Consider the following 26,704-nt stretch of genomic DNA (forward strand, 5'->3'; position numbering starts at 1 on the left):
TCAAGCTGTCGAGGTCACAGCAGTGACGCAGAACGCATGAGCCCTTGCTGGATGCAAACCGGCTCAGCCGGAAGTCGCATTGGCGCTTTACCCCGCCCGTATTCCTACGAAAACTTTGCCCTGGTTTTCCGGTAAAGCGCAGCATCCCTTCCTGATCGAACTTGGATGCGCGGCTTTTCAGACCGTTGCGCCGGTAACAAGATTTTTCGCAGGTGCATTATGGTTGAGGTGTAGCGGGCACCGCAAGAAGGTTTGCCCCCTGCGTAACGCTCGGCGACATCGCCGCACCCAACGTCCACCACGATGCCGACCGGCTCGCGCTTCATCGGGTTCTTTGGGCAATCGCTGCGCCCATGTGGGCCGCGCGCGCTTGCCATGTGTCGATCCGACGATGGGAAGAGCGCGATATGCCGAAATCGAGCAGCCACGCCTTTGGCGCAAAGACGTACTACCGACCGATCGAGGCGGCCGTCCGCTGGTGCGGTCTCCTGCGCTTCGAGCAGCGTATTCTGGAAGCGCTGGAGCAGCGTGCCATGCCGGAGCCCGGCGAATTCCCGCGCTGGCCGCTGCTGCGCCTGTATGCCGAGCGCATCTTCGACGCGCTGACGCATGGCGAATTGCCCGGTGGCAAGGCCGGCATCGTGCTGGACTCGCAGCGGCCGGCGCTCGACGACCCCGAGCTGACCGTGCGCCACGTGGACTTGAAAGCGTGGATGTCGCAGTTCTACCCCGGCGATCGGCCGGGGTTTTTGTTTGACGGCATCGAACGCGCGGTGCATCCGGCGGTGAGCGTGGACACGCTCAACATTCTGCTGGCCGATCGCGAAGCAGCGAAGTCGCAACTTGCCGAACTTGCCCTGGTGCATGAAACGCTGCGCACCGCGCACGAAGCACTGGCGAAGGAACATGCCACGCGCGCGGCCAACGACGAACAGGCGCGCGAGCCTGGCCTGCGCAGCGAGACGACTTACCTCAACATCATCGGCGGACTGCTGACGCTGCTGCTGGGCAATTCGCCGTCAGGCGCGGCCTATTCGTCGTTCCGCAGCATGGATGCCGTGGTCAGCGCGCTGATCGCACACCATGAGGGGCGGCCGGGTCTCAGCGAGCGGACGCTGTGGAGCAAGCTCGCGCAGGCGCGGCGCCACCTGGAGGCGTCGCGCTGACGACGCGGCCAGCATGATGCCGATGCGGCGCACTGCAATTGCAGTCGCTGCTTCTGCAATTGCAGTGATTTCGGCGACCGCGGTGTATTGAATACGAGGCACTTTCCGAACAGCGCCAGTGAGCGTCAAGGAGTGTCTCTCATGTCTTCGCAGACCACCGCGCCGGCAGTGCCGGCCGAGCACCGCATCCTGCGTCGCGCCGAAGTCGAGGCCAAAACCGGCTTCAAGCGCGCGCATATCTACAGCCTGATGAAAGAAGGCAAGTTCCCCAAGGCGCTGCGCTTGGGCGTGCGCGCCGTGGGCTGGGACTCGGCGGAGGTCGAGCAATGGATCGCCGATCGCCTCGATGAGCGCGCCTGACGCTTTTCCTCGGTACATGCCATTCAACCGGGAGAGGCCCATGCAGGTGGTGTCCATCATTTCGACCAAGGGCGGCGTCGGCAAGACCACGACGGCGGCCAACCTGGGCGGCTTCGCAGCCGACACCGGGCTGCGCGTGCTGCTGCTGGACCTGGACGTGCAGCCCACGCTGTCGAGCTACTTCACGCTGGCCGAGCGCGCGCCGGCCGGGATCTACGAGATGCTGGCCTACAACGAGCAGCGCGCCGAGCAACTGGTGTCGCGCACCGCGATCGAGCGGCTTGACCTGGTGCTCTCGAACGACGACCGCGGCGAGCTGAACACGCTGCTGCTGCACGCGCCCGATGGCAGATTGCGGCTGCGCCACCTGCTGCCCACGCTGGCGCCGCACTACGACCTGCTGCTGATCGACACCCAGGGCGCGCGCAGCGTGCTGCTGGAGATGGCGGTGCTGGCCTCGAACTTGGCGCTTTCGCCGGTGACGCCGGAAATCCTCGCGGCGCGCGAGCTGCGGCGCGGCACGCTGCAACTCATCGAGGACATCGCGCCGTACCGCCACCTCGGCATCGAGCCGCCGCCGCTGCACCTGCTCATCAACCGCGTGCATCCGGTGTCGTCGAATGCGCGGCTGATCCAGCAGGCGCTGCGTCAGGTATTCCAGGAGCAGCCTGGCGTGCGCGTGCTGGACACCGACGTGCCGGCGATTGAAGCCTATCCGCGCGCCGCGACGCGCGGACTGCCGGTGCATCGGGTGGAATACCGCCAGCCGGCGGGCCGCACGGCACCTGCCGCATTGGAGACCATGCGCGCGCTGGCCGGCGAGCTGTTCCCGGCGTGGCAGGAGCGCTTTGCGCTCGTCACCGGCCGAGGCGACGCGGGAGGGGCCGGCCATGGCCAGCGCACATGACCTGGCCCGCGGCCACAAGCGGCTGCGAGGGCTGATCGAGTTCGCCCTGGGAGAAGGTTGGAAGGTGGTGCGCACCCGCGGCGGGCACCTGCTGTTCACGAAGCAAGGCTGCGCGCCGATCTACACCAGCTCGACGGCGAGCGACCACCGCGCCGAGCGCAACGCCCGTGCGCAGCTTCGCCGCGCCGACCGACAGGCGGCCCAGGGTGTTGCAGCATCTCAGGAGAATGGCCGTGGCTGACCTGACGCCGCAGGACATGGCCGCCAATCTGCTGGCCTCGGGCTTCGAGCGCAACGGCCCTTCGGTCGCGGCCCTGAGCGACCCCATCGCCGACACGCCGATGGTGGTGACGCTGGACCAGTTGCGCCCCTACGACCACGACCCGCGCGTGACGCGCAACCCGGCCTACGAGGACATCAAGGCCTCGATCCGCGAACGCGGGCTCGATGCGCCGCCCGCGATCACGCGCCGGCCCGGCGAACCGCACTACATCATCCGCAACGGCGGCAACACGCGCCTGGCGATCCTGCGCGAGCTGTGGAGCGAGACGAAAGACGAACGGTTCTTCCGCATCCCCTGCCTGTTCCGCCCGTGGCCGCAGCGCGGCGAAGTGGTGATGCTGACCGGGCACCTGGCCGAGAACGAGTTGCGCGGCGGGCTCAGCTTCATCGAGCGGGCCTTGGGCGTGGAGAAGGCGCGCGAGTTCTACGAGCAGGAAATGGGGCGGGACAGCGGCCAGCCGCTGTCGCAGAGCGAGCTGGCGCGGCGGCTTACGGCCGATGGCTTCCCGCTGCCGCAGTCGCACATCAGCCGCATGCAGGACGCCGTGCACTACCTGCTCCCGGCGATCCCCACGCTGCTGTACGGCGGGCTCGGCCGGCATCAGGTGGAACGGCTCGCGGTGCTGCGCAAGGCCTGCGAACGCACCTGGGAGCGGCATGCCCTGAGGCGCAACCTGTCGATGGACTTCGCTACGCTGTTCCAGGACCTGCTGGCGCAGTTCGACACGCAGCCCGACAACTTCTCACCGCAGCGGGTGCAGGACGAGCTGGTCGGCCAGATGGCCGAGCTGCTGGAAGCGGACTACGACACGCTGAGCCTGGAAATCGACGACAGCGAGAGCCGGCAGCGCGCATTGACCAGCGATCCTGCGCCGCTGCAGGCGGCAAGACCTGCGGTGCCGGCCGGGCCACCGCGACCACCGTCACCGCCTTCGCTGCCGCCCGGCCCCTCGGTGCAGTCGTCGGAGCCTGGCCCTGGCCAGGCTGCGCAGGCCGGTTCCACGCCGGCCGCCAGCGACAAGGGCATGCAGCAGGATGACGAACGCCTGCAGGGTCACATCGTGTCCCCGGCCCCGACCACCGAACGCCTGCAATCCATCCAGCGCATGGTGGCCGATCAGATGGGCGACAAGCTGCCCGACTTCGAGGCCGACGCGCTGCGCGCGATCCCTGTGCAGGCGGGCGGGCTCTACCCCATCTCGGATGTCTGGTACATCGAGCCCGGCCTGGATGTGCCGGATCGGCTGCGGGTGCACATCGCACAGTTCGCGCGCGAGATCGCCGAGGAAGCCGACGTGGCCGGGCAGGTCGAACCCAGCGAAGGCGGCATGGGCTTCGTCTGCGTGGCGCCCCCGGCGGTGCGCGCATTGCCTCCGTTCGCGTGTGCGGTGCTGACCTTGCTGCATGCGCTGTGCGCCGCGCCCCGACCCGCCCCCGGCTTCGATGGCGCCCGGCTGGCCGACGACCTTGCGGCCTTGCTGCATGGCGGCGGCGCATATCCGCGCCTGAGCGATGCCGGGCTGGTAAAGCTGTTCCGGCTGCTGCGCATGGCGCGCCGGCTGCTGGATCTGGAGACCGGCGCGGCCTTCAGCAACCCCGGCCACGGCGCCTGAGCAGAGGCCATCATGTCGGCACCGCATCCGCTCAACCAGGCCGTCATCGCACAGGCGCTGCACGACCTGCGCAATGGGCAACTGCGGCGCTGCAAGGCGATGGGCTTCGGCGAGGAGGAGCTGGACGCGCTCAAGCACCCCGAACTCGTGAGCATGCTGGTGAACGCCACGGTGTCGTGGTGTTCGGTGTCGGTGAACCGCGATGTGCTGAAGCGGCTGCTGAGCCAAGTGCACGACGTGGAGCGAGAGATCGCGACGGTCGACCGCATGCTGCGCCTGGGCGCCAGCACGGAGATGGTCAGCCGCTTCTACGGGCTTACGCACCAGGAGGTGGCCCTGCGCCGCGACATCCTCGGCCTGCCCAAGCGCAAGGGGCGGCATCCGGTGCTGGACGAGGCGCAGGACACGGCGCTGTGGAAGCAGTGGAAGGCCGGCGTCATGGAGCGCGGCATCGCGCTGGACGATGAGGTGGCGATGCTGACGCTGACCATGGACCTGGCCGAGACCTTGAACCTGCCGATGTCGGTGATCTGGTCGGCGATACGCAACTGGATCGACCAGGGGCTGGTGTAGGCCATGGCGACCGGCGGCGCACCCCGGCGCGATGGCCCCGTGGCGCTGTCGGCACTGTTCGACGACGCGCTGCGGGAACTGGTGCCACGGGCACCACCGACACCGCCAGCCCCGCGCGGCGCTGCTGCTGCATTGCCGGCCGCGCCGGTCAGCGACGGCTTCCTCTACAGCGGCAACCGGCACGAGAGCGTGCCGCGTGCGCTGTTCCTCGACCGGCGCCTGACGCCGCTGGAGCGCAACGCCTGGCAGGTGCTCCGCCTGCAGCTCCAGAGCGACGGCGTGACGGCGTTCCCGACCTACGACCAGCTTCGCCCCTACCTCGCCTCGATGCCCTGCGCGGCGCAGGCCTCGCACGAGACCGTGGCGCGCGCCTTGACGCTGCTGCGGCTGACGCGCTGGCTGAGCCTGGTGCGACGGCGCCGCGACCCGAAGACCGGGCGCATCCTGAGCAACCTCTACGTGCTGCACGACGAACCGCTGACACCCTTCGAGGCGATGCAGCTCGACCCCGACTACCTCGGCCTGGTCAGCCAGGCGCTGACCCATGCGGCGAAGGCGGTGCAGATCGTCGGCATGAACACCCTGCGCGAGATCGCCGAAGACCCGATGCTCAACGGCCGCACGCTGCCCACGCGGCTGCAGGTGCTGGCACAGCGCATGGCGCGCAACGAATGGGCGGACGCGAGTTATCCACAAGCGCCTGTGGATCACGAATCCGAAGAAGGCCAGGACGGCCTGCTTCGGAATCTCGAAGGCCCGTCTTCGGAATCCGAAGCAGGGCTGAAATCCGCGCCAGACGGCTCACTTCGGAATCCGAAGGAGGACCGTACTGTACGTATGGATCGTATAAATCAAGTACGTACAGTACCGCGCGCGAAGTCGTTGCAGCACCTGCGCCTGCCCGAGCGCCTGCTGCGCTTGAAGGACGAGCAGCAAAGCGGCGCGATGGTGGCCTTGCAGCAGGTGGACGAGTCGCTGCGGCAGGCGGTGTTGGACGAATGGGATGCGCGCTGCCGCAAAAGCGCGGTACGCAACCCGGCCGGCTATCTGTTCGGCATCATCCAGAAGGCGATGCGCGGCGAGTTCAAGGCCTGGGCCGGCGAAGGCGGTTCGCCATCGACGCCGCCTGCGCCGCCGCCACGGCCAGCCGCACCGGCACCGTCTGCACCGCCACCGCCCGCGCCGAACGGCCCTGGCCGCGAGGCAGCGCGGGCCTACCTGGCGAAACTGCGTTCAACCCTGGGCGATTCCTGAGCAGCTATCCCCAGGGGATAGCTGGGACACGAAGCCTTCCAGGCATCGGCTTCGGTTCTGTCATGCGTCGCACGGTCGCAGCCCGGCGCGGACCTATCCCCTGGGGATAGACGGAACACGCGACCTTCCGGGGCGACAACCGGGAGCGCACCCGCTGCGGTTTGTTGACTGACGCCCTTCCGGGCGATGCCGATGCTGGCGGCTCGTTCCCGTACCGCGAGTCGTCACCATGGCCAATGAATCCCAGCCGCCCCTGCAGTTGAATCTCGGATCGCTGCGCAGCGCGATGTCGCTGACGCTGCACACCCACCACGCTTCACGCATCTGGCATGGCCGAGCGCCTGCCGAGGGCCGGCCCGGGATCATCGGCCTGAACGGCTACATCAGCGTGATGAACAAGATGAAGCGCGGCGCCGAGCAGGACGATCCCTACTCGGATTTCTGGATGCTGCGCATCGAGGACAAGCTGACGCAGACCAAGGACAGCTTGCAGGCGCTGCGTGAGCAGGTGGACCAGGCGCTGGCCGACGTGCCGCCCGCGCTGTCGCTGGGCGAGAACATGAACGTGCAGCCCGTGAAGCTGCCGCTGTTCGTCAATGCGCAGCTCGGCTTCATAGCGGTGTACCTGCTGGCCGACTACGACGACCTGGCCCGCAAGCTGATCCTCGCCCACCACACCGCGCTGATCGACCGCAGCACGCTGGAACGCTGGCTCAACGACGGCGCGCATGCGCTGCGCAGCCTGTTCTCGCTGGCACAGCAGTACCGCTACTCCGGCGCGACGCGCGACGACTTCGCCTCGAAGAACGCGGTGGCGCGGGCGGCGCTGGAGAAGTTCGGCGAGTTGCCGCAGGACGTGCTCGAAGGCACGCGCCGCTCGCGCTTTGCGCCACCGATCGCACGGCGGTCGGGCAAGCCTGGTAAAGCCGCGGATGCCGCACCCAGCGCTGGCGCAGCCGACGTGGCGGACGACGACCACGACCATGACGGCGAAGGCACGAAGGCATGACAGCATCGTCTTCCAACGGCCAACCGGCGCGCTTCCTGCCGCTGGAACAGGCGGACTTCCAGCGCCTGGAACACGGCTCCTACCTAAAAGGCCTTTTACAGCCTTTTAAAGGTAAGGGGAGTCTGGAGGCCTGGGCCAACCAGTGCACGGCGCTGCGCGACGACTTAATCGGGCTGGCGCAGCGGCGCGTGCTGCAACAGGCGCGGGCCTACCCCTTCTCGCTGCTCGACGTGCAACTGGCCCAGCAGACCACTGGCGCAGGCACGACCTTCCTGCGCTGGCGCAACCACGACCGTTCTTCCATGGGCGTGGCGCTGTGGGAATCGCTGCTCGACCGCCCGGCGACGCCGGCCTCGCTGATCGACGACCTGTACGCGATGGAGCTGCAGCGCATCGCTTTGAACATGCAGATCAGCCTCCTTCACACGCTGGGCCGCCAGGCCCAGGAGTGCGCCAGCAAGGCCGCGCAGGCCGAAGCGGCTTACCTGCGACGTGTCCACGGGCATGCCGCGTCGGTTCCATCCACCACCCCCAAGGAGTCTCCATGAGCACGCACTTCGTCGGCGAGGGCAACATCGGTTCCGCGCCGGACTATCGCGAATTCCCTAACGGCAACGACGAGCCGCGCCGGCTGCTGCGCCTGAACGTCTACTTCGACAACCCGATCCCAAAGAAGGACGGTGAATTCGAGGACCGCGGCGGCTTCTGGGCGCCGGTGGAGCTGTGGCACCGCGACGCCGACCACTGGAAAGACCTGTACCAGAAGGGCATGCGCGTGCTGGTAGAAGGCCGCACGGTGAAGGACGAGTGGGAGGACGCCGACGACAACGAGCGCACGACCTTCAAGATCGAGGCCCGCCGCATCGGCATTCTGCCGTACCGCATCCAGGCCGTGACCCTCAGCGCCAGGACGCTGGAACCCGAGGCCGCAGTACCGCCGCCGAAGGAGACCAAGGGGACGAAGGCGTCGAAGGAAACCAAGGCCAAGGGCTGATTCCCCGCAGGGGGCGGCTGTAGCAACCGTCAGACGCCCGCCATGCACCAGCTATCCCCAGGGGATAGCTCCAGGGTGTTCCACCGGGTTCCAGCCGCCCTCCCGAAACGACGCTCCCGCTGCGCCAGCCGTTGCGGCTTCGCGCATGCCGCTGCGGCAACGCATCGCCTGCCGATCACAAAGCGGTGTCTGCGCCAATCGGCTTCCTTGCTGCCGTCATCCGCTGGCCCGGCCAAGCTGGGGCCATCCGATGACCGCACACTTCCAAGGAGGCTTCATGCGCGTGTTCCTGTGCGAGAAGCCGTCCCAGGGCAAGGACATCGCCCGTGTGCTGGGCGCCGGCCAACGCGGCAACGGCTGCTACAGCGGTGCGGGTGTCGTCGTGACCTGGTGCATCGGTCATCTGGTCGAAGCGGTTCCGCCCGAAGGCTACGGCGAGCAGTACAAGCGCTGGGGCATCGAGCAACTGCCTATTCTTCCCGAGCGTTGGCGTGTCGAGCCCAAGGCGGCGACCGCGGCGCAGTTCAAGGTCGTGCAGCAGCTCGTCGCCAAGGCGGGCGAACTGGTGATCGCGACCGACGCCGACCGCGAGGGCGAGATGATTGCCCGCGAGATCATCGAGCTGTGCGGCTACCGCGGCCCGATCCAGCGCCTGTGGCTGTCGGCGCTCAACGATGCGTCGATCCGCAAGGCCCTGGGCACGCTCAAGCCGTCCGCCGAGACGCTGCCGCTTTACTTCTCCGCGCTCGCCCGATCGCGTGCCGACTGGCTGATCGGGATGAACCTGAGCCGCCTGTTCACGTTGCTCGGGCGCCAGGCCGGCTACACCGGCGTGCTGTCGGTCGGGCGCGTGCAGACACCGACGCTCAAGCTGGTGGTGGACCGTGACCGCGAGATCGCGCGTTTCGTTTCGGTGCCGTTCTGGGCCATCGAGGTTGCACTCTCACATGCGGGCCAGTCCTTCGTCGCAAGCTGGACGCCGCCGCAGGGCAGCACCGACGACGCCGGCCGCTGCCTGCAACAGCCGGTGGCGCAGCAGGCTGCCGAGCGCCTGCGCGCGGCCGGTGCCGCCCAGGTGCTGTCGGTGGAAACAGAGCGCGTGCGCGAAGGGCCGCCGCTGCCGTTCGACCTCGGCACGCTGCAGGAGGTGTGCTCGAAGCAGTTGGGTCTGGACGTGCAGGAGACGCTGGACATTGCCCAGGCGCTGTACGAGACGCACAAGGCGACCACCTATCCGCGCTCGGACTCAGGCTACCTGCCCGAGAGCATGTTGGCCGAGGTGCCCACCGTACTCGACAGCCTGCTCAAGACCGACCCCGGCCTGCGCCCGCTGATCGACCGCCTGGATCGCCAGCAGCGTTCGCGGGCCTGGAACGACGGCAAGGTCACGGCGCACCACGGCATCATTCCCACGCTGGAACCGGCGAACCTCTCGGCGATGAGCGACAAGGAGCTGGCCGTCTACAGGCTGATCCGCGCCCACTACCTCGCGCAGTTCCTGCCGCACCACGAATTCGACCGGACGGTGGCGCAGCTTACGTGCGGCGGGCAGTCGCTGGTCGCGGTCGGTAAGCAGATCGCGGTGGCCGGATGGCGCCAGGTACTGGCGGCGCCGGAGCCCGACGACGCGGACGGCGAGGAAGCGCAGCGCGGCCAGGTGCTGCCGGCGCTGCGTGCTGGAGCTTCCTGCCAGGTCGGCCAGGTCGATCTGAAGGCGTTGAAGACGCTGCCGCCCAAGCCCTACACGCAGGGCGAGCTGGTCAAAGCCATGAAGGGCGTCGCCAAGCTCGTGACCGACCCACGCCTGAAGCAGAAGCTCAAGGACACCACGGGCATCGGCACCGAGGCCACGCGCGCCAACGTCATCAGCGCCTTACTGGCACGCGGCTATCTTGTGAAGAAGGGCCGTGCCATCCGCGCATCGGATGCGGCTTTCACGCTGATCGACGCGGTGCCGGCGGCCATCGCCGATCCGGGCACGACGGCGGTGTGGGAGCAGGCGCTGGACATGATCGAGGCCGGCCAGATGACGCTGGACACCTTCATCGCCAAGCAATCGGCCTGGGTCGCCCAGCTCGTGCAGCAGTACCGCGGCGCAACGCTCCCCCTCAAGCTGCCGCCCGCGCCGAGCTGCCCGCAGTGCGGCGCCCCGATGCGCCAGCGCACTGGCAAGAACGGCGCGTTCTGGTCGTGCAGCCGCTACCCGGACTGCAAGGGCACGGAGCCGGTCGAAACCGCGACAGGCAAGCCCGCAGCGCCAAGCCCGCGGCGTCGGTCTCCGAAGGCGAGCTGACGCCCACGTTTCCCTCTGCCACGCCGGCTGCTGCCGACGGCGGGGCAAACCTCCCGCACCCCGCGGGACTCCCCAGCGCGCGTTCCCTTCTGCAACGGTGTGCGCGTCCTGCAGGCCCATCACGGCCTGCTGGGCGAGAAGGTCATTTCTCCCCGGATCGCGTTCGCCGCGGTTCCCCTGATCGAGGTGCTTCCGCCGATACGCGAGCGGTCTCCTGACGCCTTGGTGTGCAAAACTGCGAGGCGCCAGGAGACCGCTTGCGGTCGACGGTATTCGGTGCCGGTGCCCGCCGGCGGAACAACGGGCTCCCTTTGTGTGTGGATGCACGCCAGAGGATTCCGGCCCCCAGCCACGAAACGGGCCGGGTGAGATTGCTGACGCAGCGAATGGCTTTGACGATGGCCTGGCCTGCTTGCAGCCCACAGGTGGATTGATTTCTCTCCAGCCGAAGCCTTGCGAGGCTTCGGCGCCTTTGTCGTGGGCGAACGGAATCGTGCATCGCTGCTCTTGCCAGCGCTCGGCCCAAACTGGACGGCGTTCGGTTCCGTTTGATCAGCGACGGAGTGCCGCCGCGCTTTCATTCTTCCCGCATGTGTCGCTGACGGTCGTCAGCACCATGCCCTGGCAGCCCCGGTCCTCAAGGCTGCAACGCGGTTCGCCGCGTTGACCGATCCAGTCCGCTTCGCACCGACCACCGCGGACGCGCGTCGCCACGACGCGGGTGCTTTTCATGTTCAACCCTTCGGGAGGTATCCGCTCCCGTCAGGGCGTGGTGCTCCCGGTCTTCAACCAACAGGAGAAAACCATGTCCCTTGCGCTCGCATCGGCACCTTTGAGTGCTGAACAGGCCCGAGCCGAATCCATCGGCTACCAGGCCCTGGCCTGCGTCGGCAAGCGCCTGCCCCTGCAAGTGCTGTGCAGCGCAGCCGGCCACTACATCGGCACCGCCGATGCGGACGGCCCGGTCTCGCGGGAGTCGGTCAGCTACTTCCGCTCGCACCACGCCGCCGAGCACGCCCTGCAAACGGGCCGCTGGCAGCAGCGCCTCCACCCGTGATGTCCAACCACCAGGAGCCCATGTCATGAACCGTGCCCTGCCTCAAGAGGTACTTGATCAGATCGAGCTGGAACACCAGCACTTCGCCGCCGCGCCCCAAGCCTTCTTCGAGGCGTGGAAACGCGGCGTCGACATCGCCGGAGCCGAATGGTTCGGCGACGGCACCCGCGAAGGCCTGCAGCGTGCCACCACCAAGTGGGATCTGCGGCCGAAGCTGCTGATGCTCAACGATGCCCTCGGCGTCCTGAGCAGCGGCCAGCGGATGTTCCTGTCCGCGATGGTGAGCTTCTACAACGCCCGCGAGGGCGGTGCGATGCTCAAGCGTTGCGGCTTCGAGGGTCTGTCCGACCTGGGCGGCCTCGACCTGGAACGGCGCAAGGTCGTCGCCGACCTGACGCTGAACTACAACGGCTGGTGAGCCGCGCTGCGGCCTGCCGACGTTCTTCTTTTCTTCCCACCCCACGAGGGACATGCGTCCCTGCATGGGGCCATGTCCCTCCTTTTCTTGAAAGGAGTGATTCATGTCCCCTGACTTTTCCATCGGTCTGCTCGTGACCGACGACGACATCGATGCGGTCATCCTTGAAGGCTGGCCGGCCGACGTGCGCAAGCCGCGCATCGTGGTGTTCGACTACGCCGGCAATGATGTGCCCGACGAGTATGTGCTGCATGTCAGCAGCGGAACCCCGAATACCGGATTGACCGGGCGCGAGGTGTTCCCGGTCGAGTACGGACCCGACTGCCGCTACCCATCGCCCGCTGAAGTCCTTTCGGTGCTCGATGCACCTAAGCCGGCCGGAAAACCTTCCGCGCTGAGCATCGCCCGCAACGTGCACCAGAGCATCCTCAACCTGGATGCGCGGCTGGATCGCCTGGAGCAGGCGCCGACCGGCGACGACTACAACCGCCTGTACCAGCTTGCGAATGGCGGCCTGCTCGACCTGTTGAAGGCGCTGGGCGACCCGTCCTCTACCGCTGCCGGCTGACCGGCTGCCACTTCATCCACCCGCTGGGGTTCAATCCCCAGCAGGGGATTGCCTCGGCCATCCCCTGCTGGAGAAATCCCATGTCCTACTCGAACAACAATCCCTTTGTCCGCGGCTACGACGGCCTGTCCGTCCAGCGGCTGCTCGCCATCTCCTACGACGACGACTGCCCGCTGACCTACCTGCCGCTGCATCCTTCGCAGTCGAATCTGCCGGACAGCCAGGTCGAACGGCGGGCCTGCATCTTCTCGGACGACTTCGTGCTGATCACCGAGGACCAGGTGGTCCCCAACGAGTTGCAGGCGCAATGCCGCAGCCACGGGCTCGCCCGCAACGTGGTCTATGCCGTGATGGCCGAGGAAGACGGCAAGCCACTGCACGTGGGCGACACTTACTCCGAAGAAGCGGCGCGGGAAGTCGTGCGGCGCCTGCGCTATGAAACCGGCTACTACAGCCGGTGCTGGGAAATCAGCAGCGCGCACCTCGACGCCGACGCACACCGCTTCCTCGCCGAACTGGCGGACATCGCCACGCCGACGCTGTTCCTGTTCGTCGCCTTCCGCATCCCGTACGGCCCGGCCATCGGGTTGAAGCTGATCGCCACGCCCTGGACCGACGAGAACCTGCGCGCGGTCGAAGGCATCACGGCCAAGCGGCTGATGCAGGAGCATCGCAAGAAGGGCATGCCGGAATCCCTCATGCACGTGCTGCACCTGGCCGCGCTCGCCGACGTGCGCATGCTGGTCTTCGATGCCGATGCGCAGGTGCTGGACGGCCTGCCGATCTACGACGACTGACACCACCTTTCGAGCCCCCACGCGGGGCTCGTATTCTTTCTGGACGAAGCCGGTGGACGCGCAGTGCCGATTCCCCCGCGTCGCTGGCCCACGCCTGACGCACGCTGCTCGCATGTTCGCTGGCGTTGCCGGCAAGCATGCCCAGGCAGTCGAGACCTTCGAGGCTGCGGCACGGTTCGCCGTGCTGGTTGCTATTCCTTCTCCGGGCGCATGTCGCGTCCATCCACCTCACCCCCAAGGGACACACCTCCCTTGCGGGCGGAAGTCCCTTGGTTGCCACAAGGAGTCTTCCATGGATACCCAAGCCATCCGCGCACAGATGCCGACGCTGGTTCGCGGCCACGTGCCTTCCAACGTCCGCAGCTTCAAGTTCAACATCTTCGACGGCCAGCCCAAGGTTTCGACGCTGGGCTTCCACGTTGATCCCAAGCCCTTCGAGGGCAAGGTCATCGCCACCACCGACGAGGCCATCGTCGTCAAGACGGGGCGGGCCGAGTTCGCGGTGCTCGACAAGGCCCTCGTCACCGACGTGCCCGACGAAGGCGCCAAGGTGCAGGTCGAACCGTATGCGCGGCGCCGCTTCGACGGCTTGCGCGCGGATACGCCCGAGGAGAGCACTGAGTTCACCGCCGACGGCCAGCCGTACACGGTGAAGCGGCTCATCCTGGGTTCCGCGCCGGCCAAGCTGCCGATCCCCGAGCCGCAGTGCCCCGAGCTGCAGGAGCTGATCCACCAACTGGAGCAGTTGCCCGCGCCCGATGGATTCCGCCGCATCACGCACCTGCTGGTGGATGCCGGCGCGCGGGACTTCACGGTGGTCGATCCGAGCCCCAGCAACATCATCGCCACGCCGCCGGCCATCGGCTTCACCGTCGCTTCGGCGAAGTTCCAGGGGCGCGTCACCGTGCTCTACGAACGCGGCCTCGACACCTACGCGGTGGAGCTGCATCGCGAAGGCGAGCTGGTCGAGCGGGTCGATGAAGTGTTCTTCGACACCTTGGGCCAGGTGCTGGAGCGGCTGATCGACGACGGGAGCTGGCGCCTCATCCGCGTACAGCGCCTGTCCGGTCGCAAGCCCGTCCAGCACTGATCCCCTCACGTCCCCAAGCGGCTTCCCGTCCTCGCGGCGGGAAACCTTCTTCCTTCACCGTTGGAGACCACTTCCATGACTGTTCGATTCAAAGGCACCGAGCTTCGGCCCGTGCTTGCCGAGGCGGCGGCCAACCAGTGCCGCGTCATCCTGGTCAAGGACCAGGGCGTGTATTTCATGGCCGAGCACGGCGAGAGCCGGCCCGATGGGCGGCGCAAGACCATCGCCTACGCCGTGGGCTGCAACCCCGATGTCGATGCGTTCGACGACTGGTGGGAACTGGCGCGCGCCGAATTCGGCGGCGACGACTTCGGCGAGTTCTTCGCCCTGCAGGAACGGGTCCTCACCCGTATCCTGCACAGCGAGGACGACCTCGAAGTGTCGGCCACGGTCACGCACCTGTCGATGCAGGCGGTATCCGCTGCACCGGCCGGCCACTGACCGTACTGCTTCCCAGCCCCCTTCACGGGGGCTTCTCTTTATCTCGTGCCGCGGCCCATGGCCGCATCGCACGCGCTCGTCTCCAGTCCGGCTCGGGCCGCTCACGCCGGCATCTGCCGGTGCCACCGCCTGGTGACGCCTGCATGCGAGACCCGTTCAAGATCGAGCAACCGACCTGCATCAGCTTCAGCGGCGGCCGCACCAGCGCGTACATGCTCTGGCGCGTGCTGCAAGCCAACGGCGGCCTGCCCGCAGATGCCGTCGTCTGCTTCGCCAACACCGGAAAAGAAGTGGAAGCCACCTTGCGCTTCGTGCGCGACTGCGCCGAGCACTGGCAAGTGCCGATCCACTGGCTGGAGTACCGGCCCATCGAACCGGGCTTCGTGGTGGTGGACTTCGATACCGCCAGCCGCGCGGGCGAGCCCTTCGAGATGCTGGTCCGCAAGCGGCAGTACCTGCCCAACCCGGTGGCGAGAGGGTGCCACTAATGCGGACAGCCGCCGGTGCCGATTGCCGCTCGCGCGGGCGCGCGCCTGGCGCCACGCTGCCGCCATGTTCCGCTGACGCCCGTCAGCAGCATGCCCAGGCAGTCTCGATCTTCAAGACTGCGACGCGGTTCCGACCGCGTTGATCAACCAGTTCGCTCCGGCATCCCAGCGCGAACAGCCATCGGTTCTCCCGATGGTGATGCCACCCAAGCTGTTCCTTCAACCCACGCGGGGGTTCCACACCTTCCCCGCCTTGGGTCGGGTGTGTCTCCGCCTCATTGTTCTCAGGAGATTCACCATGACCACTTCCACCGACAAGTCCTACTTCGACCTGCACATCACCGGACTCGGGTATCTCAATCGCATCCGCGAAGTGAAGCCCAAGAAAGGCGATGCGTTCCTGGCCTGCGACATCGCGGCGCTCAACGGCCCCAGCGATGACGTGGCCTACGTGCGTTTCGACACGCGCGTCTCGGGCTCCGAAGCGCAGCACCTCGTGCGCCGCTGCATCCAAGCGGTCGATGCCGAGAAGAAAGTGATGATCGGCTTCCGTCTGGGCGACCTGTGGGCCGACACCTTCACCTACTCCAAGGGCAAGCGTGCCGGCGAGCAGGGGGTGAGCTTCAAGGCCCGCCTGCTGTTCGTCAGTTGGATCAAGGTCGACGGCAAGCTCGTCTACAAGGCCGAGCCCAAGCCGACCGATGCCGACCAGCGCGACGAACGCGACGTGCGTAACACGGATGTCCCCGCGACGTTCGCTGAGCCGCAAGCCGCTGCGTTCGAGCCCGCCAGGCCCGCCGCCGAAGCTGCCGACGAAGCCACTGCCGATGCGCCTGCATTGGAAGTTGCCGAGTCGTTCTGATCCGCAAGGCCCCGACTCTGAATTGAGTCCGGGGCTTTGTCTTCTCCCACTCGCGTGCGCATGCGACCGTCGCCATGACGGCCGTGTGCGTGATCGCAGCTTCGTCCGCAGGAGTTCTTCATGATCACCATTCCCGGCCAATTGGCCATCAAGACCATCCACGGCCGTAACGGCGACTTCAACGTCGGGCGCCTTGCGACCTCCATCGGCGAGTTCGTCGTGAAGAACGCCGAACTCGACCAGTACGCCGAAGGCAAGTACGAGGGCGATTTCGCCATCGCGGAGATTCGCCCGTCCACGTACACCGCCAACGGCCGCATGGTCATTGAGATCCGCGCCCTCCTGGGTGGGATGACTTTGTCCAACATCGACGCCCTGAGCCGTGACGACGCCCGCCGGCTGAGTCCGCAGGAAGTCGATCCGATCGACGAGGAAGCGCAGACCGCCACGCCGACGCCGACGACCGCCCCCAAGGCGGCCGGCCGGAAGAAGGCGCGCAGCTCGCGCGACCCGCTGGTCGATACCACGCCGTTCGGCAGCGAGCCGGCTGCTGCGTCTGCCGAGGCTACGGCCCATGCGGACGACGACGGCGACGCGGCGCTGTTCGGCACACTCTGGCCGCTGGGCGATGTCGTCAAGCTCGATGCCACCGTGGATCGGCGCGTGCTGCGTCAGCAGCGCGACCGCCTCGGCGACCTGGGCTACGAGTTCGCTCCGCTGTCCCAGGACTGGCACCTCACCAGGGTCTGATCCCATCGCCATTTCACGCCGCATGCCTGCGGCTTTCCACCACCCGCCGGGGCTCCTTCCCCGGCGGGAGGACTCCGGCCCTTTCTCACAGGAGTCATTCCATGGGCTGGACATTCGTTCGATTGACGCGCGATCAGTTGATCCGCGAGCTGACCGCAACCGAGGAAACCGAGCGGTCGCGCAGTGAGGTCATCGACCACACGCTGGTCGGCAACGTGCTGTGGACGGTGGCGCGCGTCACCGCCAAGCAGGCCGGCGTCCTGGGTCTCGCACCCGGCGAGTCGGCCACCTTGATCGGCTGCCATCTGCTGGAAAGCGAGGGCCGCGAATGGGGCTACAAGTTCCTGGTCGAGGCCGAGCACCCGTACTACTACTCGTGCCCGCTGCGCTATCTCGACATGGCGCCGCAGCGCTGCGCCACCTGGCGCGCAAGGGTGCATGCCTTCCACCAGCAGCCGACGCGCAAAGCGGCCGGCGATGCAGCCACCGACTGAGGCGAACATGGACACCCTCATGTCGTCCTTGCCGCCCGAGCTGCTTCGCTTCGTCGAAGACCAGTTGGCCAACAACGAGGTTTCCGACGACGACGAACTGCGCGAGCACTTCATCGCCAACGGCCTGAGCGAAGAACAGGCGTGGCAGGCACTGACCTACCGCGCGCTGTACCTGCGACACGTCTTTCTCGACGGCTTCACGCCGATCCTCAAAGGCCAGGAAGCGCTTTGCTTCAACCCGCACAGCCGCGGCTGGGAGCCGGTTCCGAACCCATAGGCCGGCCTTCACGCGGCGCACTTCTTCATCCCTTTCATCAGGCCCTGTTCAGCAGGGCTTTTCTTCGTCCTACGCAATCGCACGCATCCGGCCTCGGCCGCTGGATGCCGATTGCTCCATTCCGCAAGGAGATCATCATGCAACTCGCATCTCGCTTCGCCCCTCGTTCCCCGGTGCTGCGCGCCGACCATCCGTTGTCGGACGATCAGATTCGCACCGTGGCCCCATCCATCTTCGCGGACACCCCGCACGAAAGCCGCTCCGAACGGTACAGTTACATCCCCACGGCGGCTGTGCTGACCGAACTGCGCAGAGAAGGTTTCCAGCCGTTCATGGTGTGCCAGACCCGCGTGCGACACGAGGATCGCCGCGACTACACCAAGCACATGCTGCGCCTTCGCCACGCCAGCCAGATCAACGGCGCCGAGGCGAACGAGATCATCCTGCTCAACTCGCACGACGGCACCAGCAGCTACCAGATGCTCGCGGGCATGTTCAGATTCGTCTGCCACAACGGCCTGGTGTGCGGCGACACCTTCGCCGACGTGCGCGTGCCCCACAAGGGCAACGTCACCGATCACGTGATCGAAGGCGCCTACGAGGTGCTGCACGGCTTCGAGCGCGTGCAGGACTCGCGCGACGCCATGCGCGTCATCACCCTCGACGACGGCGAGGCCGAAGTCTTCGCCAGGTCGGCGCTGACCTTGAAGTACGACGAGTCGGGCAAGGCCTTGCCCATCACGGAGACGCAGATCCTGCGGCCTCGTCGTTTCGACGACAACCGTGCCGATCTTTGGTCGGTCTTCAACCGGGTTCAGGAGAACCTGGTCAAGGGCGGCCTGACTGGCCGTGCCGCCAACGGGCGCCAGCAGCGCACGCGACCCGTTCAGGGCATCGACCAGAACGTCCGGCTCAACCGGGCGCTTTGGCTGCTCGCGGATGGCCTGCGTCAGCTCAAAGCCTGACCCACAAGCGGATCGTGCCTCGCGGCATGGTCCGCTTTTTCTTTGGCGGCGCTGTGCTGCCAGCGCACCACGTTCAGTTTGGTTCGGTGTAACCCTAATGCGGCAATTCGCTGCCGCCGCGAAAATTGCGGTTCGACTGCATACCTCCCTGGCTTTTCCTCCCTGAGCCAAGCAGTCATCTTTGCCGCCTCGGTGTTCCCGGGGCGGTTTTCTTTTATGGCCGTCCTTCCAGGCCGCGGGCGATGCGCCAGCGCAAACAGGGTTGGACGCTGGGTCGGTTTTCCGCTCCCGCTGTAGGCGCACCTTGGCGCAGGCTATGTCCCATGTCCGTCGGCGTTGCCGACAACATGCCCAGGTAGTCCAGACCTTCAAGGCTACGGTGCGTTGCGACGCACGGTCTGATTCTTCACCACGACGCTCACCGCGTCTTCTTCCATCCCCCTGGGGCAGTGACTGCCCTCGCGGTTGGTGCTGTCTCCGCTCACTTCGAGGACATCACCATGCCTGCACCTTCTTCCCCCAAGACGCTCTATCGCATCGACGAATGCCCCGACCTGATGGCCGATGGCGTCGTCGGTGACGAGAACGGCAACCTGGTCTTCATCTCCCTCTGGGCGCGCGACACCGCCGTCCAGGAATTCCTGGCCCGCCTCACCCTGGGCCGGGACGAACAGGGACTGGATCAGTTCCACGTCATCACCGAGCAGGGCGCCAGCATCCCGGTCTTCGTCGGCAACGTCGAGAACCTGGAGAAACGCAGCGCACGCGCCTACCGGCGCACGCTGTTCGGCTCGCTGACCAACATCTGGCTGTTCGATCGGCGCTGCGTCAAACCCGACAAGGCCAACGCCAGCGCACTGGCGCTCCTGCCTCGCGATTCCACGCACCGGCTCGACCGGCTGTGGACGCTGGTGCGGGACACGTGCCCGCTGCCGCTTCTCGATCCCTGGCGCGACAGCGTACTGGAACTGCTGCAGGCGAAGTCGATGCTGACGCGCCTGCCGTTCGCCCTCGGGCCTCTGGAAGGCCATCGGCTCGCCATCGACGTGCCGACGCTGACCGAGGTGCTGGGCGGCCTGATCCGCAGCGGCGCGCTCGTCGGCGGCGCACCCGCCAGCCGCACCCCCTCGGCGCAACCGCTCGAAGCGGTGGCTTGAGGTTCCTTCACCGGACATGCACGCGCGCATGTCCGCATCCCTTCATCTTCAATGCCAGGAGATTCCCATGGCCCTCATGTTCCCGCGGCTCGCCCGCAACTTCGTCAAGAACGGGTACTTCCCCACGGATGAACCCACGCTCGAAAGAGCACTCACCGCACTGGCGCCCGCCGAGGCCTCGGCCGGGCCGCTGTGCATCCTCGATCCCTGCGCCGGCGAAGGCGTGGCGATCGCCGAAGCCGCGCACGCCCTCGGGCGCGAGCAGGTCCAGGCCTTCGCCGTCGAGTACGAGGCCGAGCGCGCACGCCATGCCCGGCAACTGGTCGATCGCTGCATCCACGGCGACCTGATGGACACACTGATCAGCCGGCAGAGCTTCGGCCTGCTGTGGCTCAACCCGCCGTATGGCGACCTGTCCAAGGACACCAACGGCAACGTCGGCTACCAGGGCCAGGGCCGCGCTCGGCTGGAAAAGCTGTTCTATCAGAAGGCGCTGCCGCTGTTGCAGTACGGCGGCGTGCTGATCTACATCGTCCCGCACTACGTGCTCGACGCCGAGCTGGTCGGATGGCTGACCCGGCACTTCGCCGAGTTGCGCATCTACCGCGCGGTGGACACGCAGTTCAAGCAGGTCGTGATCTTCGGTCGCAAGGTTCGCCAGCGCGACCAGGCATCGGAGTCTGTCAAGGCCACGCGCGCGCTGCTGCTGCAGATAGGTCTTGGCGACGCCGAAGCGGAAGAGCTGCCAGTCGAATGGCCGTTCCTGCCCTACACGGTGCCTGCCACGGCCGAGCCGGAGCACTTCTACCGCGTGACGATGGAGCCCGAGCAGTTCGCCGAGGAAGTCGGCCGACTGCAAGGGCTCTGGCCGACGCTCGACACGCACCTGGGCGCCGCGCAGCAGTCGCTGCGGTCCCCGGCGCGAGGTTTATCGCATTGGCATCTCGCCTTGGCACTCGCCGCAGGTGCGATCTCCGGAGTGGTGAAGTCCAAGACGGGCCGCGTGCTCGTCGTCAAAGGCGACACCCACAAGGAGAAGACCTTGCACACGGAGTACACCGAGCGCGACGACGGTTCCGTGGCCGAGACGCGCATCCTGACCGACAAGTTCGTGCCGGTCATCCGTGCCTGGGACATGACACCAGGCTCGCCGACCTGCGGCGAGGTGTTGACCATCCGCTGATCGCTGTTCCCTGACGGTCGCCGTCGATCTGTTCTTCCACTGCGGCTTCGCGCCGTTCTTCTCTTCCCACCCCGGGGCATGCCATCGCCCCGCAGGGGGAGGTGCATGCCCCATCTTCTTTGGAGCATCACCATGTCCCTCGATACCGAAGTCGTTCCCGCCGCTGATGGCACGCCCGTCCAGAGCGACGTGCTCGAAGCGACTGCTTCTCCCCTGGCGATGAGCCTTCAGGATTTCGTTGCCGAATTCGGCGACGAGCTGCTGGACTCGCTCAACCGCGCCAACCCTCCCGTCTACACCGGCCAGGCCCGGCCGCATCGCCAGCTCGTGCTGGCCAGTCTCAAGCGCAAGCTGTTCGGCGCGCAGGCCGAGGTGGTGCATGCCGTTACCGAGCTGCTGGCCGACCGCGGCGAACGCGCCGCGATCGTCAATGGCGAGATGGGCTGCGGCAAGACCACGGTCGGCATCGCCACGGCGGCCGTGCTGCACGCCGAAGGCTATCGCCGCACGCTGATCCTCTCGCCGCCTCACCTGGTCTACAAATGGCGCCGGGAAATCCAGGAGACGGTGGCCGGCGCCAAGGTCTGGGTGCTCAATGGCCCGGACACGCTGGTCAAGCTCATCAAACTGCGCGAGCAATTGGGCGTGCCGGTACGCGGCCAGGAGTTCTACGTTCTCGGTCGCGTGCGGATGCGCATGGGTTTCCACTGGAAGCCCGTCTTCAACGTGCGGCGCACGCGGCACGGCGAAGTGGGCGCATGCCCGGACTGCGGCCAGGTCATCACCAATCTCGACGGCGAGCCGATCAACCCGGTCGAACTCGAAGCCGAGGACTACCGCCGCCGGTGCAGCCATTGCGCCGCACCGCTGTGGACGCTGATGCGACCGCGGAGCCTGTCCGCCAGCGACCAGTCCACGGCCGTCTTCAAAGCCTTGCAGCGCATCCCGACCATCGGAGAGGTCACGGCGCATAAGCTGATGAAGAAGTTCGGCGACGGCTTCCTGGCCTCAATGCTGGGCGACAACATCCACGAGTTCATCAACCTCATGGATGCCAACGGTGAGCTGGTGTTCTCGGATCGTCAGGCGCACCGCATGGAGCGGGCGATGGCGAACATGGAGTTCGGCTTCGGCGAGGGCGGGTATCAGCCCAGCGAATTCATCAAAAGGTACTTGCCGCAAGGCACGTTCGACCTGCTCATCGCCGACGAGGCGCATGAGTACAAGAACGGCGGTAGCGCCCAAGGCCAGGCCATGGGCGTGCTCGCAGCGAAGGCGCGCAAGGCCTTGCTGCTCACTGGCACGCTGATGGGCGGCTACGGCGACGACCTGTTCCACCTGCTGTTCCGAGCCCTGCCTGGGCGAATGATCGAAGACGGCTACCGCCCGACCAAGAGCGGCAGCATGACCTCGGCCGCGATGGCGTTCATGAGGGATCACGGCATCCTCAAGGACATCTATTCCGAGAGCACGGGCACGGCGCACAAGACGGCCAAGGGCAGCAAGGTCTCGGTGCGCACGGTCAAGGCGCCGGGCTTCGGCCCGAAGGGCGTGCTGCGTTGCGTCCTGCCGTTCACGGTATTCCTCAAGTTGAAGGACATCGGCGGCAACGTGCTGCCGTCCTACGACGAGGAGTTCCGCGAGGTGGCGATGGACACGGCGCAAGCCGCGGCTTATCGCGATCTGTCGTTTCGTCTGACCTCGGCGCTGAAACAGGCGCTGGCCAAGCGCGACACGACGCTGCTCGGTGTGGTCCTCAACGTGCTGCTGGCCTGGCCGGATTGCTGCTTCCGGTCGGAGACGGTGGTGCACCCGCGCACACGCCAGACCTTGGCCTTCGTTCCGGCTCAGTTCAACGAGCTGGAGGTGATGCCCAAGGAGCGCGAGCTGATCGAGATCTGCAAGCAGGAGAAGGCTGCGGGTCGCAAGACGCTGGTCTATTCGGTCTACACCGGCACGCGCGACACCACGTCGCGCTTGAAGGTGCTGCTGGAGCAGGAAGGCTTCAAGGTGGCGGTGCTGCGCGCAAGCGTGGATGCCTCCCGCCGCGAGGACTGGATCGCCGAGCAGTTGGACCGCGGCATCGACGTGCTGATCACGAACCCCGAGCTGGTGAAAACCGGCCTGGACCTGTTGGAGTTTCCGACGATCGTGTTCATGCAGTCGGGCTACAACGTCTACAGCCTGCAGCAGGCGGCCCGGCGCTCATGGCGCATCGGCCAGAAGCTGCCGGTTCGCGTGATCTACCTCGGCTACGCGGCTTCCTCGCAGATGACCTGCCTGGGGCTGATGGCGCGAAAGATCATGGTCTCGCAGAGCACGTCGGGAGACGTGCCCGAGTCGGGATTGGACGTGCTGAACCAGGACGGTGATTCCGTCGAGGTGGCACTGGCCCGGCAACTCGTCGCGGCCTGATCCACCCACCCACGCCGGCTGCCCTTCGGGGCGCCGGCTTCTTTTTTCCGTGCATCGATGGCGCGCGATGAAGTCGGGCGCCTGCCAGTTCCCTTTGTTTGCTGCCCGAACGCTTCGCGGCGGCGATGGTGAGGGCTCCGTGTTCCAGGGAATTGCCCCATGCAACCACTCACCTGCGTCGCTCACCGCTTGGCTGTGCCTGCCTTGCTGGCCGGCTGCGTGCTCATCACCGGCTGCGCCGCCACGGGCACGACGAGCCCTCCCACTGTCCATGACTCGCTCCCCGAGCCTGCGGTGTTGGTCAGAACCATCGCCCCGGAGCCCGAGCCGGGCCTGATCCCGGTGGCCCGCTACGGGCGCTACACGCTGGTCGAGATGGTGCCGGAACCGGCACAGCGCGACCTGCTGCGACAGGTGATCGAGATTTCGATTCCGCCGATCTTGGACGCGAGCGTCGGCGATGCCCTTCGGCACGTGCTGCTGCGCACCGGCTACCGGCTCTGCGACGCGACGGAGGCGACCGCGCTGTACGCGTTGCCGCTGCCGGCGGCGCACCTGCGGCTCGGGCCGCTGCCGCTGCGCGATGCCTTGCTGGCACTCGCCGGCCCGGCCTGGGAGTTGTCCGTCGATGACGCTTCGCGCGCGGTGTGCTTCACGCGCGTGACGACTGCGCGTGCGCCGAGCGCAAGCCCGATTCCCGCGGCTCCGGCACCGAGCGCGCCGGCCGCCGAACCCGCCGATTCCCACGTGCCCCAGGAGGCCCAGCCATGACCATCCCGCAGCTTCCCGACGAGAACGCCGGCCGCGCGCGCTGGTTGAAGATCACAGCGGCCGCATGGCTGCTGCTCGTGAGCATCCTGGCCGTGGTCAACAGCGTGGGCCTGTCGCGCCTGAGCGAGCAAAGCCAGGCCAGCGCCCAGGATGCCCACGTGCAGGCGCTCAACACGCGCGTCGCCGAACTCGAACAGCAGGCGGCGGCCTCGAAGAACCAGCCCAAGCCCGTCACCCAACCCGACTTCGAGGCCGCCCGCAAGTTGCTGGACGAACGCCTGGCACAGGTGGAGCACACCCAGGGCGCAGACGCCCATGCCGGCGACTTGCAGGCGCTGCAGGCGCGCATGGGCGACCTCGAAGCTCGCATGAAGCGAACCGCCGCGCCTGCCGCGGCACCCCGGCGCACCGCCGAGCCGGCCAAGCCCAAGGTGCCCGAACCGCCGTTCAACGTCGTGGGCGTGGAGCTGCGCGGCGGCGAGCGCTTCCTGTCGGTGGCGGCACCCAAGGCGTCGTCGGTGCTGGACGTGTGGCTGCTGCGCGAAGGCGATGCCGTGGGCGCGTGGCATCTGCTGGCGATCGAGGCGCGCGCCGCCGTGTTCCGCGTGGATGGACAGACCCAGCGCCTCGCGCTGCCGTAGGAGCCGGCCATGAAGCACGCCGCGATCTGCTTCGCCGCCATCCTCGCCGCTGTCGCAGGAACGGCAGGCACGGCCTCGGCACAGTCGGCGCCGGTCGCGTCCTCGCGCACGGTGCCCGCCCAGATTCAGAACAGCAGCGACGCCGCGCTGGACGAACGGCTGGCGCGCGATTGGGGCCTGCGCTCCGATGAGTGGGCGCGCTACCGCCAACTGATGCAGGGGCCGCTGGGCATCTATTCCCCGAACCTCGATCCGCTCACGGCGCTGGGCATCGAGGCGCGCAGCGACGAGGAACGCAACCGCTATGCGGAGCTGCAGGTGCAGGCGGAATCGAAGCGCGTGGGCAAGACGCTGGCCTACCAGCGGGCCTACGACGCGGCGTGGAAGCGGCTCTATCCGGGACAGCAGCGCGTGAACATGCCGGGTGCGAAGGCGCCGGGCGCCGGCAACCGGGGCTCGGGCCGGCTGGCGGTTTTCGTGAAGGCCGAGTGCCCGTCGTGCGAGCAGCGCGTGCGCCAGCTGCAGGTGGCCGGCACCGCCTTCGACCTCTACATGGTCGGCAGCCGCCAGGAGGACGCCCGCATCCGCCAGTGGGCGACGCAGGCCGGCATCGACGCCGGCCGCGTGCGCTCCCGCACCATCACGCTCAACCATGACGCCGGGCGCTGGCTGTCGCTCGGCCTGCCCGGCGATCTGCCCGCCGTGGTGCGCGAGGTCAACGGCCAATGGCAGCGGCAGTAACCCGCCGTGCAGGCTGCGCGGCCTTGGTCCTCGGCCTCAGCGCCCATGCCGCCATCGTCTTCGGCCAGGAGGTGCCACCACCCGCCTACCAGCTCGCCGCCCAGCAGGCGGGCGTGCCGTCGCCGGTGCTGTATGCGGTGGCGCTGCAGGAGAGCGGCGCCCGGCTGCGCGGCCGGCTGATCCCGTGGCCGTGGACGCTCAACGTCGCCGGCCGCGCCGAACGCTATGCCACGCGGGCCGAGGCCTGCGCCGGCATCCGCCGGGCGCTCGCCCGCACGCCGGTCAACCGCATCGACGCCGGCCTCGGCCAGGTCAACCTCGGCTACCACGCGCACCGCTACGCGCATCCCTGCGAGCTGCTCGACCCATACCGCAACCTCGCCATCGCCGCGGAAATCCTGCAGGAGCAGCACACGCCGGGCGAGGACTGGCTGGTCGCCATCGGCCGCTACCACCGCCCCGCGGGCGGGGCGCCCGCCGCCCGTTACCGCCGCAGCGTCCACCAGCACCTGACCCGCGTGCTCGGGCCGGGAGCCTCACTTCCCTCTGCCCGGAGTCCCATGCCATGAACCGCATCCTCGTCGCCGCGACTGCGGCGCTGCTGGCCACCACCGCAGACGCGCAGGACCGCGGCCCCGTTACCAAGAACAGTTCCCCGCCGCTGATCGTGGTCGAGGACAAAGGCGGCACCTCGGCGCTGCCGTACTACCGGGCCTTGAATCCGCAGGATGCGCAGCCCGGTCAGCCAGCCACGCCGCAAACCAAGCCGCGCATTGGCGGCCCGGCCGAAGCCGAGGCGGCCATGCTGCCGGTGCGCTCGATGCGGCTGACACCCGGCGACGAGCCGCGCCGCGTGATCCGCGCGCCGGGCCTGACGCCGCTGTTCCTGATCGGCGACGACGACCGCTCACGAGCCTGGCTCCAACGACGGGGCAAGGACTTGCAGGCGCTACGCGCCGTGGGCTTGGTGGTCAACGTGGCGACGCCCGAAGCCCTGGCCGCGTTGCGTCGCCTCGCACCGGGCTTGATGCTGTCGCCGGCCTCGGGCGACGAGCTGGCGCAGCGCTTGGGGCTCAAGCACTACCCGGTGCTGATCACCGCCACCGGCATCGAGCCCTGACGTGACGTGAAGCACCCG

31 protein-coding genes are annotated in these 26,704 nt (G+C 67.4%); all 31 read left to right on the forward strand.

Annotation, left to right across the window (positions count from 1 at the left end):
• Positions 1-407: 407 nt before the first annotated feature.
• The 31 genes from CJ014_RS07355 (at position 408) to CJ014_RS07510 (ending at position 26,686) form a co-directional block, all read left to right on the forward strand.
• Entirely contained in the window at positions 408-1,166 is a 759-nt protein-coding gene (locus CJ014_RS07355) for a hypothetical protein (protein WP_003454930.1), read from the forward strand.
• Positions 1,167-1,307: 141 nt separating this feature from the next.
• Positions 1,308-1,526: an AlpA family transcriptional regulator gene (locus tag CJ014_RS07360; protein WP_003454927.1), complete on the forward strand. Its 219-nt coding sequence runs from the start codon at positions 1,308-1,310 to the stop codon at positions 1,524-1,526.
• A 40-nt stretch (positions 1,527-1,566) separates the two neighbouring features.
• Positions 1,567-2,433 carry a ParA family protein gene (locus tag CJ014_RS07365; RefSeq protein WP_004265510.1) on the forward strand — a complete coding sequence of 289 codons (867 nt, stop codon included), beginning with the start codon at positions 1,567-1,569 and terminating at the stop codon, positions 2,431-2,433.
• The gene (locus CJ014_RS07370; protein WP_003454921.1) at positions 2,417-2,674 is read left to right on the forward strand and encodes a hypothetical protein; all 258 of its coding nucleotides are present in this window, start codon (positions 2,417-2,419) and stop codon (positions 2,672-2,674) included. The genes CJ014_RS07365 and CJ014_RS07370 overlap by 17 nt, the downstream gene beginning before the upstream one ends.
• On the forward strand, positions 2,667-4,328 hold the full coding sequence (locus CJ014_RS07375; RefSeq protein WP_037004480.1) for a ParB family protein: 1,662 nt from the start codon (positions 2,667-2,669) through the stop codon (positions 4,326-4,328). The genes CJ014_RS07370 and CJ014_RS07375 overlap by 8 nt, the downstream gene beginning before the upstream one ends.
• 12 nt (positions 4,329-4,340) lie before the next feature.
• Positions 4,341-4,901 (forward strand): DUF2857 domain-containing protein, encoded by a 561-nt coding sequence (locus tag CJ014_RS07380; RefSeq protein ID WP_003454899.1) that lies wholly within the window; start codon positions 4,341-4,343, stop codon positions 4,899-4,901.
• 3 nt (positions 4,902-4,904) lie between these two features.
• Entirely contained in the window at positions 4,905-6,155 is a 1,251-nt protein-coding gene (locus CJ014_RS07385) for an STY4528 family pathogenicity island replication protein (RefSeq protein ID WP_020306388.1), read from the forward strand.
• A gap of 229 nt (positions 6,156-6,384) precedes the next feature.
• Positions 6,385-7,164 carry a PFL_4669 family integrating conjugative element protein gene (locus tag CJ014_RS07390; protein WP_004265522.1) on the forward strand — a complete coding sequence of 260 codons (780 nt, stop codon included), beginning with the start codon at positions 6,385-6,387 and terminating at the stop codon, positions 7,162-7,164.
• Positions 7,161-7,712 (forward strand): DUF3158 family protein, encoded by a 552-nt coding sequence (locus tag CJ014_RS07395; RefSeq protein ID WP_004265525.1) that lies wholly within the window; start codon positions 7,161-7,163, stop codon positions 7,710-7,712. The genes CJ014_RS07390 and CJ014_RS07395 overlap by 4 nt, the downstream gene beginning before the upstream one ends.
• Positions 7,709-8,158 carry a single-stranded DNA-binding protein gene (locus CJ014_RS07400; protein ID WP_003454893.1) on the forward strand — a complete coding sequence of 150 codons (450 nt, stop codon included), beginning with the start codon at positions 7,709-7,711 and terminating at the stop codon, positions 8,156-8,158. The genes CJ014_RS07395 and CJ014_RS07400 overlap by 4 nt, the downstream gene beginning before the upstream one ends.
• Before the next feature lie 277 nt (positions 8,159-8,435).
• Positions 8,436-10,451: a DNA topoisomerase III gene (locus CJ014_RS07405; RefSeq protein ID WP_004265528.1), complete on the forward strand. Its 2,016-nt coding sequence runs from the start codon at positions 8,436-8,438 to the stop codon at positions 10,449-10,451.
• 805 nt (positions 10,452-11,256) lie between these two features.
• Entirely contained in the window at positions 11,257-11,508 is a 252-nt protein-coding gene (locus tag CJ014_RS07415; RefSeq protein ID WP_003454891.1) for a hypothetical protein, read from the forward strand.
• Between the two features lie 25 nt (positions 11,509-11,533).
• Positions 11,534-11,926 (forward strand): hypothetical protein, encoded by a 393-nt coding sequence (locus CJ014_RS07420; protein WP_003454890.1) that lies wholly within the window; start codon positions 11,534-11,536, stop codon positions 11,924-11,926.
• A 103-nt stretch (positions 11,927-12,029) separates the two neighbouring features.
• Positions 12,030-12,494, forward strand: a complete 465-nt coding sequence (locus CJ014_RS07425) for a hypothetical protein (protein ID WP_004265538.1) — start codon at positions 12,030-12,032, stop codon at positions 12,492-12,494.
• 80 nt (positions 12,495-12,574) lie between these two features.
• Positions 12,575-13,291 carry a DUF5983 family protein gene (locus tag CJ014_RS07430; protein WP_016451644.1) on the forward strand — a complete coding sequence of 239 codons (717 nt, stop codon included), beginning with the start codon at positions 12,575-12,577 and terminating at the stop codon, positions 13,289-13,291.
• A gap of 292 nt (positions 13,292-13,583) precedes the next feature.
• A complete protein-coding gene (locus tag CJ014_RS07435; RefSeq protein ID WP_003454887.1) occupies positions 13,584-14,381 on the forward strand; it encodes a hypothetical protein in 798 nt (265 codons plus the stop codon).
• A gap of 75 nt (positions 14,382-14,456) precedes the next feature.
• Positions 14,457-14,822, forward strand: a complete 366-nt coding sequence (locus tag CJ014_RS07440; protein WP_003454886.1) for a DUF3085 domain-containing protein — start codon at positions 14,457-14,459, stop codon at positions 14,820-14,822.
• A 143-nt stretch (positions 14,823-14,965) separates the two neighbouring features.
• A complete protein-coding gene (locus CJ014_RS07445; RefSeq protein ID WP_003454883.1) occupies positions 14,966-15,310 on the forward strand; it encodes a hypothetical protein in 345 nt (114 codons plus the stop codon).
• 298 nt (positions 15,311-15,608) lie between these two features.
• Positions 15,609-16,172, forward strand: a complete 564-nt coding sequence (locus tag CJ014_RS07450; protein ID WP_003454879.1) for an STY4534 family ICE replication protein — start codon at positions 15,609-15,611, stop codon at positions 16,170-16,172.
• Between the two features lie 120 nt (positions 16,173-16,292).
• Positions 16,293-16,922, forward strand: a complete 630-nt coding sequence (locus tag CJ014_RS07455) for a DUF3275 family protein (RefSeq protein ID WP_003454876.1) — start codon at positions 16,293-16,295, stop codon at positions 16,920-16,922.
• A gap of 101 nt (positions 16,923-17,023) precedes the next feature.
• Entirely contained in the window at positions 17,024-17,416 is a 393-nt protein-coding gene (locus CJ014_RS07460; RefSeq protein WP_003454873.1) for a hypothetical protein, read from the forward strand.
• Between the two features lie 7 nt (positions 17,417-17,423).
• Entirely contained in the window at positions 17,424-17,693 is a 270-nt protein-coding gene (locus CJ014_RS07465; protein WP_003454871.1) for a hypothetical protein, read from the forward strand.
• A gap of 137 nt (positions 17,694-17,830) precedes the next feature.
• On the forward strand, positions 17,831-18,658 hold the full coding sequence (locus CJ014_RS07470) for a DUF932 domain-containing protein (RefSeq protein ID WP_004265548.1): 828 nt from the start codon (positions 17,831-17,833) through the stop codon (positions 18,656-18,658).
• A gap of 500 nt (positions 18,659-19,158) precedes the next feature.
• On the forward strand, positions 19,159-19,815 hold the full coding sequence (locus tag CJ014_RS07475) for a hypothetical protein (protein ID WP_004265557.1): 657 nt from the start codon (positions 19,159-19,161) through the stop codon (positions 19,813-19,815).
• Positions 19,816-19,882: 67 nt separating this feature from the next.
• The gene (locus CJ014_RS07480) at positions 19,883-20,998 is read left to right on the forward strand and encodes a DUF6094 domain-containing protein (protein ID WP_004265560.1); all 1,116 of its coding nucleotides are present in this window, start codon (positions 19,883-19,885) and stop codon (positions 20,996-20,998) included.
• A 132-nt stretch (positions 20,999-21,130) separates the two neighbouring features.
• Positions 21,131-23,413 (forward strand): helicase-related protein, encoded by a 2,283-nt coding sequence (locus CJ014_RS07485; RefSeq protein ID WP_016451645.1) that lies wholly within the window; start codon positions 21,131-21,133, stop codon positions 23,411-23,413.
• Positions 23,414-23,572: 159 nt separating this feature from the next.
• Positions 23,573-24,184 (forward strand): PFGI-1 class ICE element type IV pilus protein PilL2, encoded by a 612-nt coding sequence (gene pilL2 / locus CJ014_RS07490; protein ID WP_016451646.1) that lies wholly within the window; start codon positions 23,573-23,575, stop codon positions 24,182-24,184.
• Positions 24,181-24,825 carry a hypothetical protein gene (locus tag CJ014_RS07495; protein WP_004265569.1) on the forward strand — a complete coding sequence of 215 codons (645 nt, stop codon included), beginning with the start codon at positions 24,181-24,183 and terminating at the stop codon, positions 24,823-24,825. The genes pilL2 and CJ014_RS07495 overlap by 4 nt, the downstream gene beginning before the upstream one ends.
• Before the next feature lie 9 nt (positions 24,826-24,834).
• A complete protein-coding gene (locus CJ014_RS07500) occupies positions 24,835-25,566 on the forward strand; it encodes a TIGR03759 family integrating conjugative element protein (protein ID WP_004265574.1) in 732 nt (243 codons plus the stop codon).
• Between the two features lie 23 nt (positions 25,567-25,589).
• Positions 25,590-26,135 (forward strand): lysozyme family protein, encoded by a 546-nt coding sequence (locus CJ014_RS07505; RefSeq protein WP_004265577.1) that lies wholly within the window; start codon positions 25,590-25,592, stop codon positions 26,133-26,135.
• Entirely contained in the window at positions 26,132-26,686 is a 555-nt protein-coding gene (locus CJ014_RS07510; RefSeq protein WP_004265578.1) for an integrating conjugative element protein, read from the forward strand. Before CJ014_RS07505 ends, CJ014_RS07510 begins: the two co-directional genes overlap by 4 nt.
• Positions 26,687-26,704 lie beyond the last annotated feature (18 nt).

Source organism: Pleomorphomonas carboxyditropha, from assembly GCF_002770725.1.
GTDB classification, from domain to species: domain Bacteria; phylum Pseudomonadota; class Alphaproteobacteria; order Rhizobiales; family Pleomorphomonadaceae; genus Pleomorphomonas; species Pleomorphomonas carboxyditropha.

Coding starts and splice junctions, on each gene's coding strand:
- CJ014_RS07495 (WP_004265569.1), top strand. CDS start 24,181: ATGACCATCCCGCAGCTTCCCGACGAGAACGCCGGCCGCGCGCGCTGG.
- CJ014_RS07360 (WP_003454927.1), top strand. CDS start 1,308: ATGTCTTCGCAGACCACCGCGCCGGCAGTGCCGGCCGAGCACCGCATC.
- CJ014_RS07425 (WP_004265538.1), top strand. CDS start 12,030: ATGTCCCCTGACTTTTCCATCGGTCTGCTCGTGACCGACGACGACATC.
- CJ014_RS07365 (WP_004265510.1), top strand. CDS start 1,567: ATGCAGGTGGTGTCCATCATTTCGACCAAGGGCGGCGTCGGCAAGACC.
- CJ014_RS07390 (WP_004265522.1), top strand. CDS start 6,385: ATGGCCAATGAATCCCAGCCGCCCCTGCAGTTGAATCTCGGATCGCTG.
- CJ014_RS07450 (WP_003454879.1), top strand. CDS start 15,609: ATGACCACTTCCACCGACAAGTCCTACTTCGACCTGCACATCACCGGA.
- CJ014_RS07385 (WP_020306388.1), top strand. CDS start 4,905: ATGGCGACCGGCGGCGCACCCCGGCGCGATGGCCCCGTGGCGCTGTCG.
- CJ014_RS07460 (WP_003454873.1), top strand. CDS start 17,024: ATGGGCTGGACATTCGTTCGATTGACGCGCGATCAGTTGATCCGCGAG.
- CJ014_RS07475 (WP_004265557.1), top strand. CDS start 19,159: ATGCCTGCACCTTCTTCCCCCAAGACGCTCTATCGCATCGACGAATGC.
- CJ014_RS07415 (WP_003454891.1), top strand. CDS start 11,257: ATGTCCCTTGCGCTCGCATCGGCACCTTTGAGTGCTGAACAGGCCCGA.
- CJ014_RS07420 (WP_003454890.1), top strand. CDS start 11,534: ATGAACCGTGCCCTGCCTCAAGAGGTACTTGATCAGATCGAGCTGGAA.
- CJ014_RS07440 (WP_003454886.1), top strand. CDS start 14,457: ATGACTGTTCGATTCAAAGGCACCGAGCTTCGGCCCGTGCTTGCCGAG.
- CJ014_RS07380 (WP_003454899.1), top strand. CDS start 4,341: ATGTCGGCACCGCATCCGCTCAACCAGGCCGTCATCGCACAGGCGCTG.
- CJ014_RS07400 (WP_003454893.1), top strand. CDS start 7,709: ATGAGCACGCACTTCGTCGGCGAGGGCAACATCGGTTCCGCGCCGGAC.
- CJ014_RS07455 (WP_003454876.1), top strand. CDS start 16,293: ATGATCACCATTCCCGGCCAATTGGCCATCAAGACCATCCACGGCCGT.
- pilL2 (WP_016451646.1), top strand. CDS start 23,573: ATGCAACCACTCACCTGCGTCGCTCACCGCTTGGCTGTGCCTGCCTTG.
- CJ014_RS07445 (WP_003454883.1), top strand. CDS start 14,966: ATGCGAGACCCGTTCAAGATCGAGCAACCGACCTGCATCAGCTTCAGC.
- CJ014_RS07370 (WP_003454921.1), top strand. CDS start 2,417: ATGGCCAGCGCACATGACCTGGCCCGCGGCCACAAGCGGCTGCGAGGG.
- CJ014_RS07500 (WP_004265574.1), top strand. CDS start 24,835: ATGAAGCACGCCGCGATCTGCTTCGCCGCCATCCTCGCCGCTGTCGCA.
- CJ014_RS07395 (WP_004265525.1), top strand. CDS start 7,161: ATGACAGCATCGTCTTCCAACGGCCAACCGGCGCGCTTCCTGCCGCTG.
- CJ014_RS07510 (WP_004265578.1), top strand. CDS start 26,132: ATGAACCGCATCCTCGTCGCCGCGACTGCGGCGCTGCTGGCCACCACC.
- CJ014_RS07485 (WP_016451645.1), top strand. CDS start 21,131: ATGTCCCTCGATACCGAAGTCGTTCCCGCCGCTGATGGCACGCCCGTC.
- CJ014_RS07355 (WP_003454930.1), top strand. CDS start 408: ATGCCGAAATCGAGCAGCCACGCCTTTGGCGCAAAGACGTACTACCGA.
- CJ014_RS07430 (WP_016451644.1), top strand. CDS start 12,575: ATGTCCTACTCGAACAACAATCCCTTTGTCCGCGGCTACGACGGCCTG.
- CJ014_RS07465 (WP_003454871.1), top strand. CDS start 17,424: ATGGACACCCTCATGTCGTCCTTGCCGCCCGAGCTGCTTCGCTTCGTC.
- CJ014_RS07480 (WP_004265560.1), top strand. CDS start 19,883: ATGGCCCTCATGTTCCCGCGGCTCGCCCGCAACTTCGTCAAGAACGGG.
- CJ014_RS07405 (WP_004265528.1), top strand. CDS start 8,436: ATGCGCGTGTTCCTGTGCGAGAAGCCGTCCCAGGGCAAGGACATCGCC.
- CJ014_RS07470 (WP_004265548.1), top strand. CDS start 17,831: ATGCAACTCGCATCTCGCTTCGCCCCTCGTTCCCCGGTGCTGCGCGCC.
- CJ014_RS07435 (WP_003454887.1), top strand. CDS start 13,584: ATGGATACCCAAGCCATCCGCGCACAGATGCCGACGCTGGTTCGCGGC.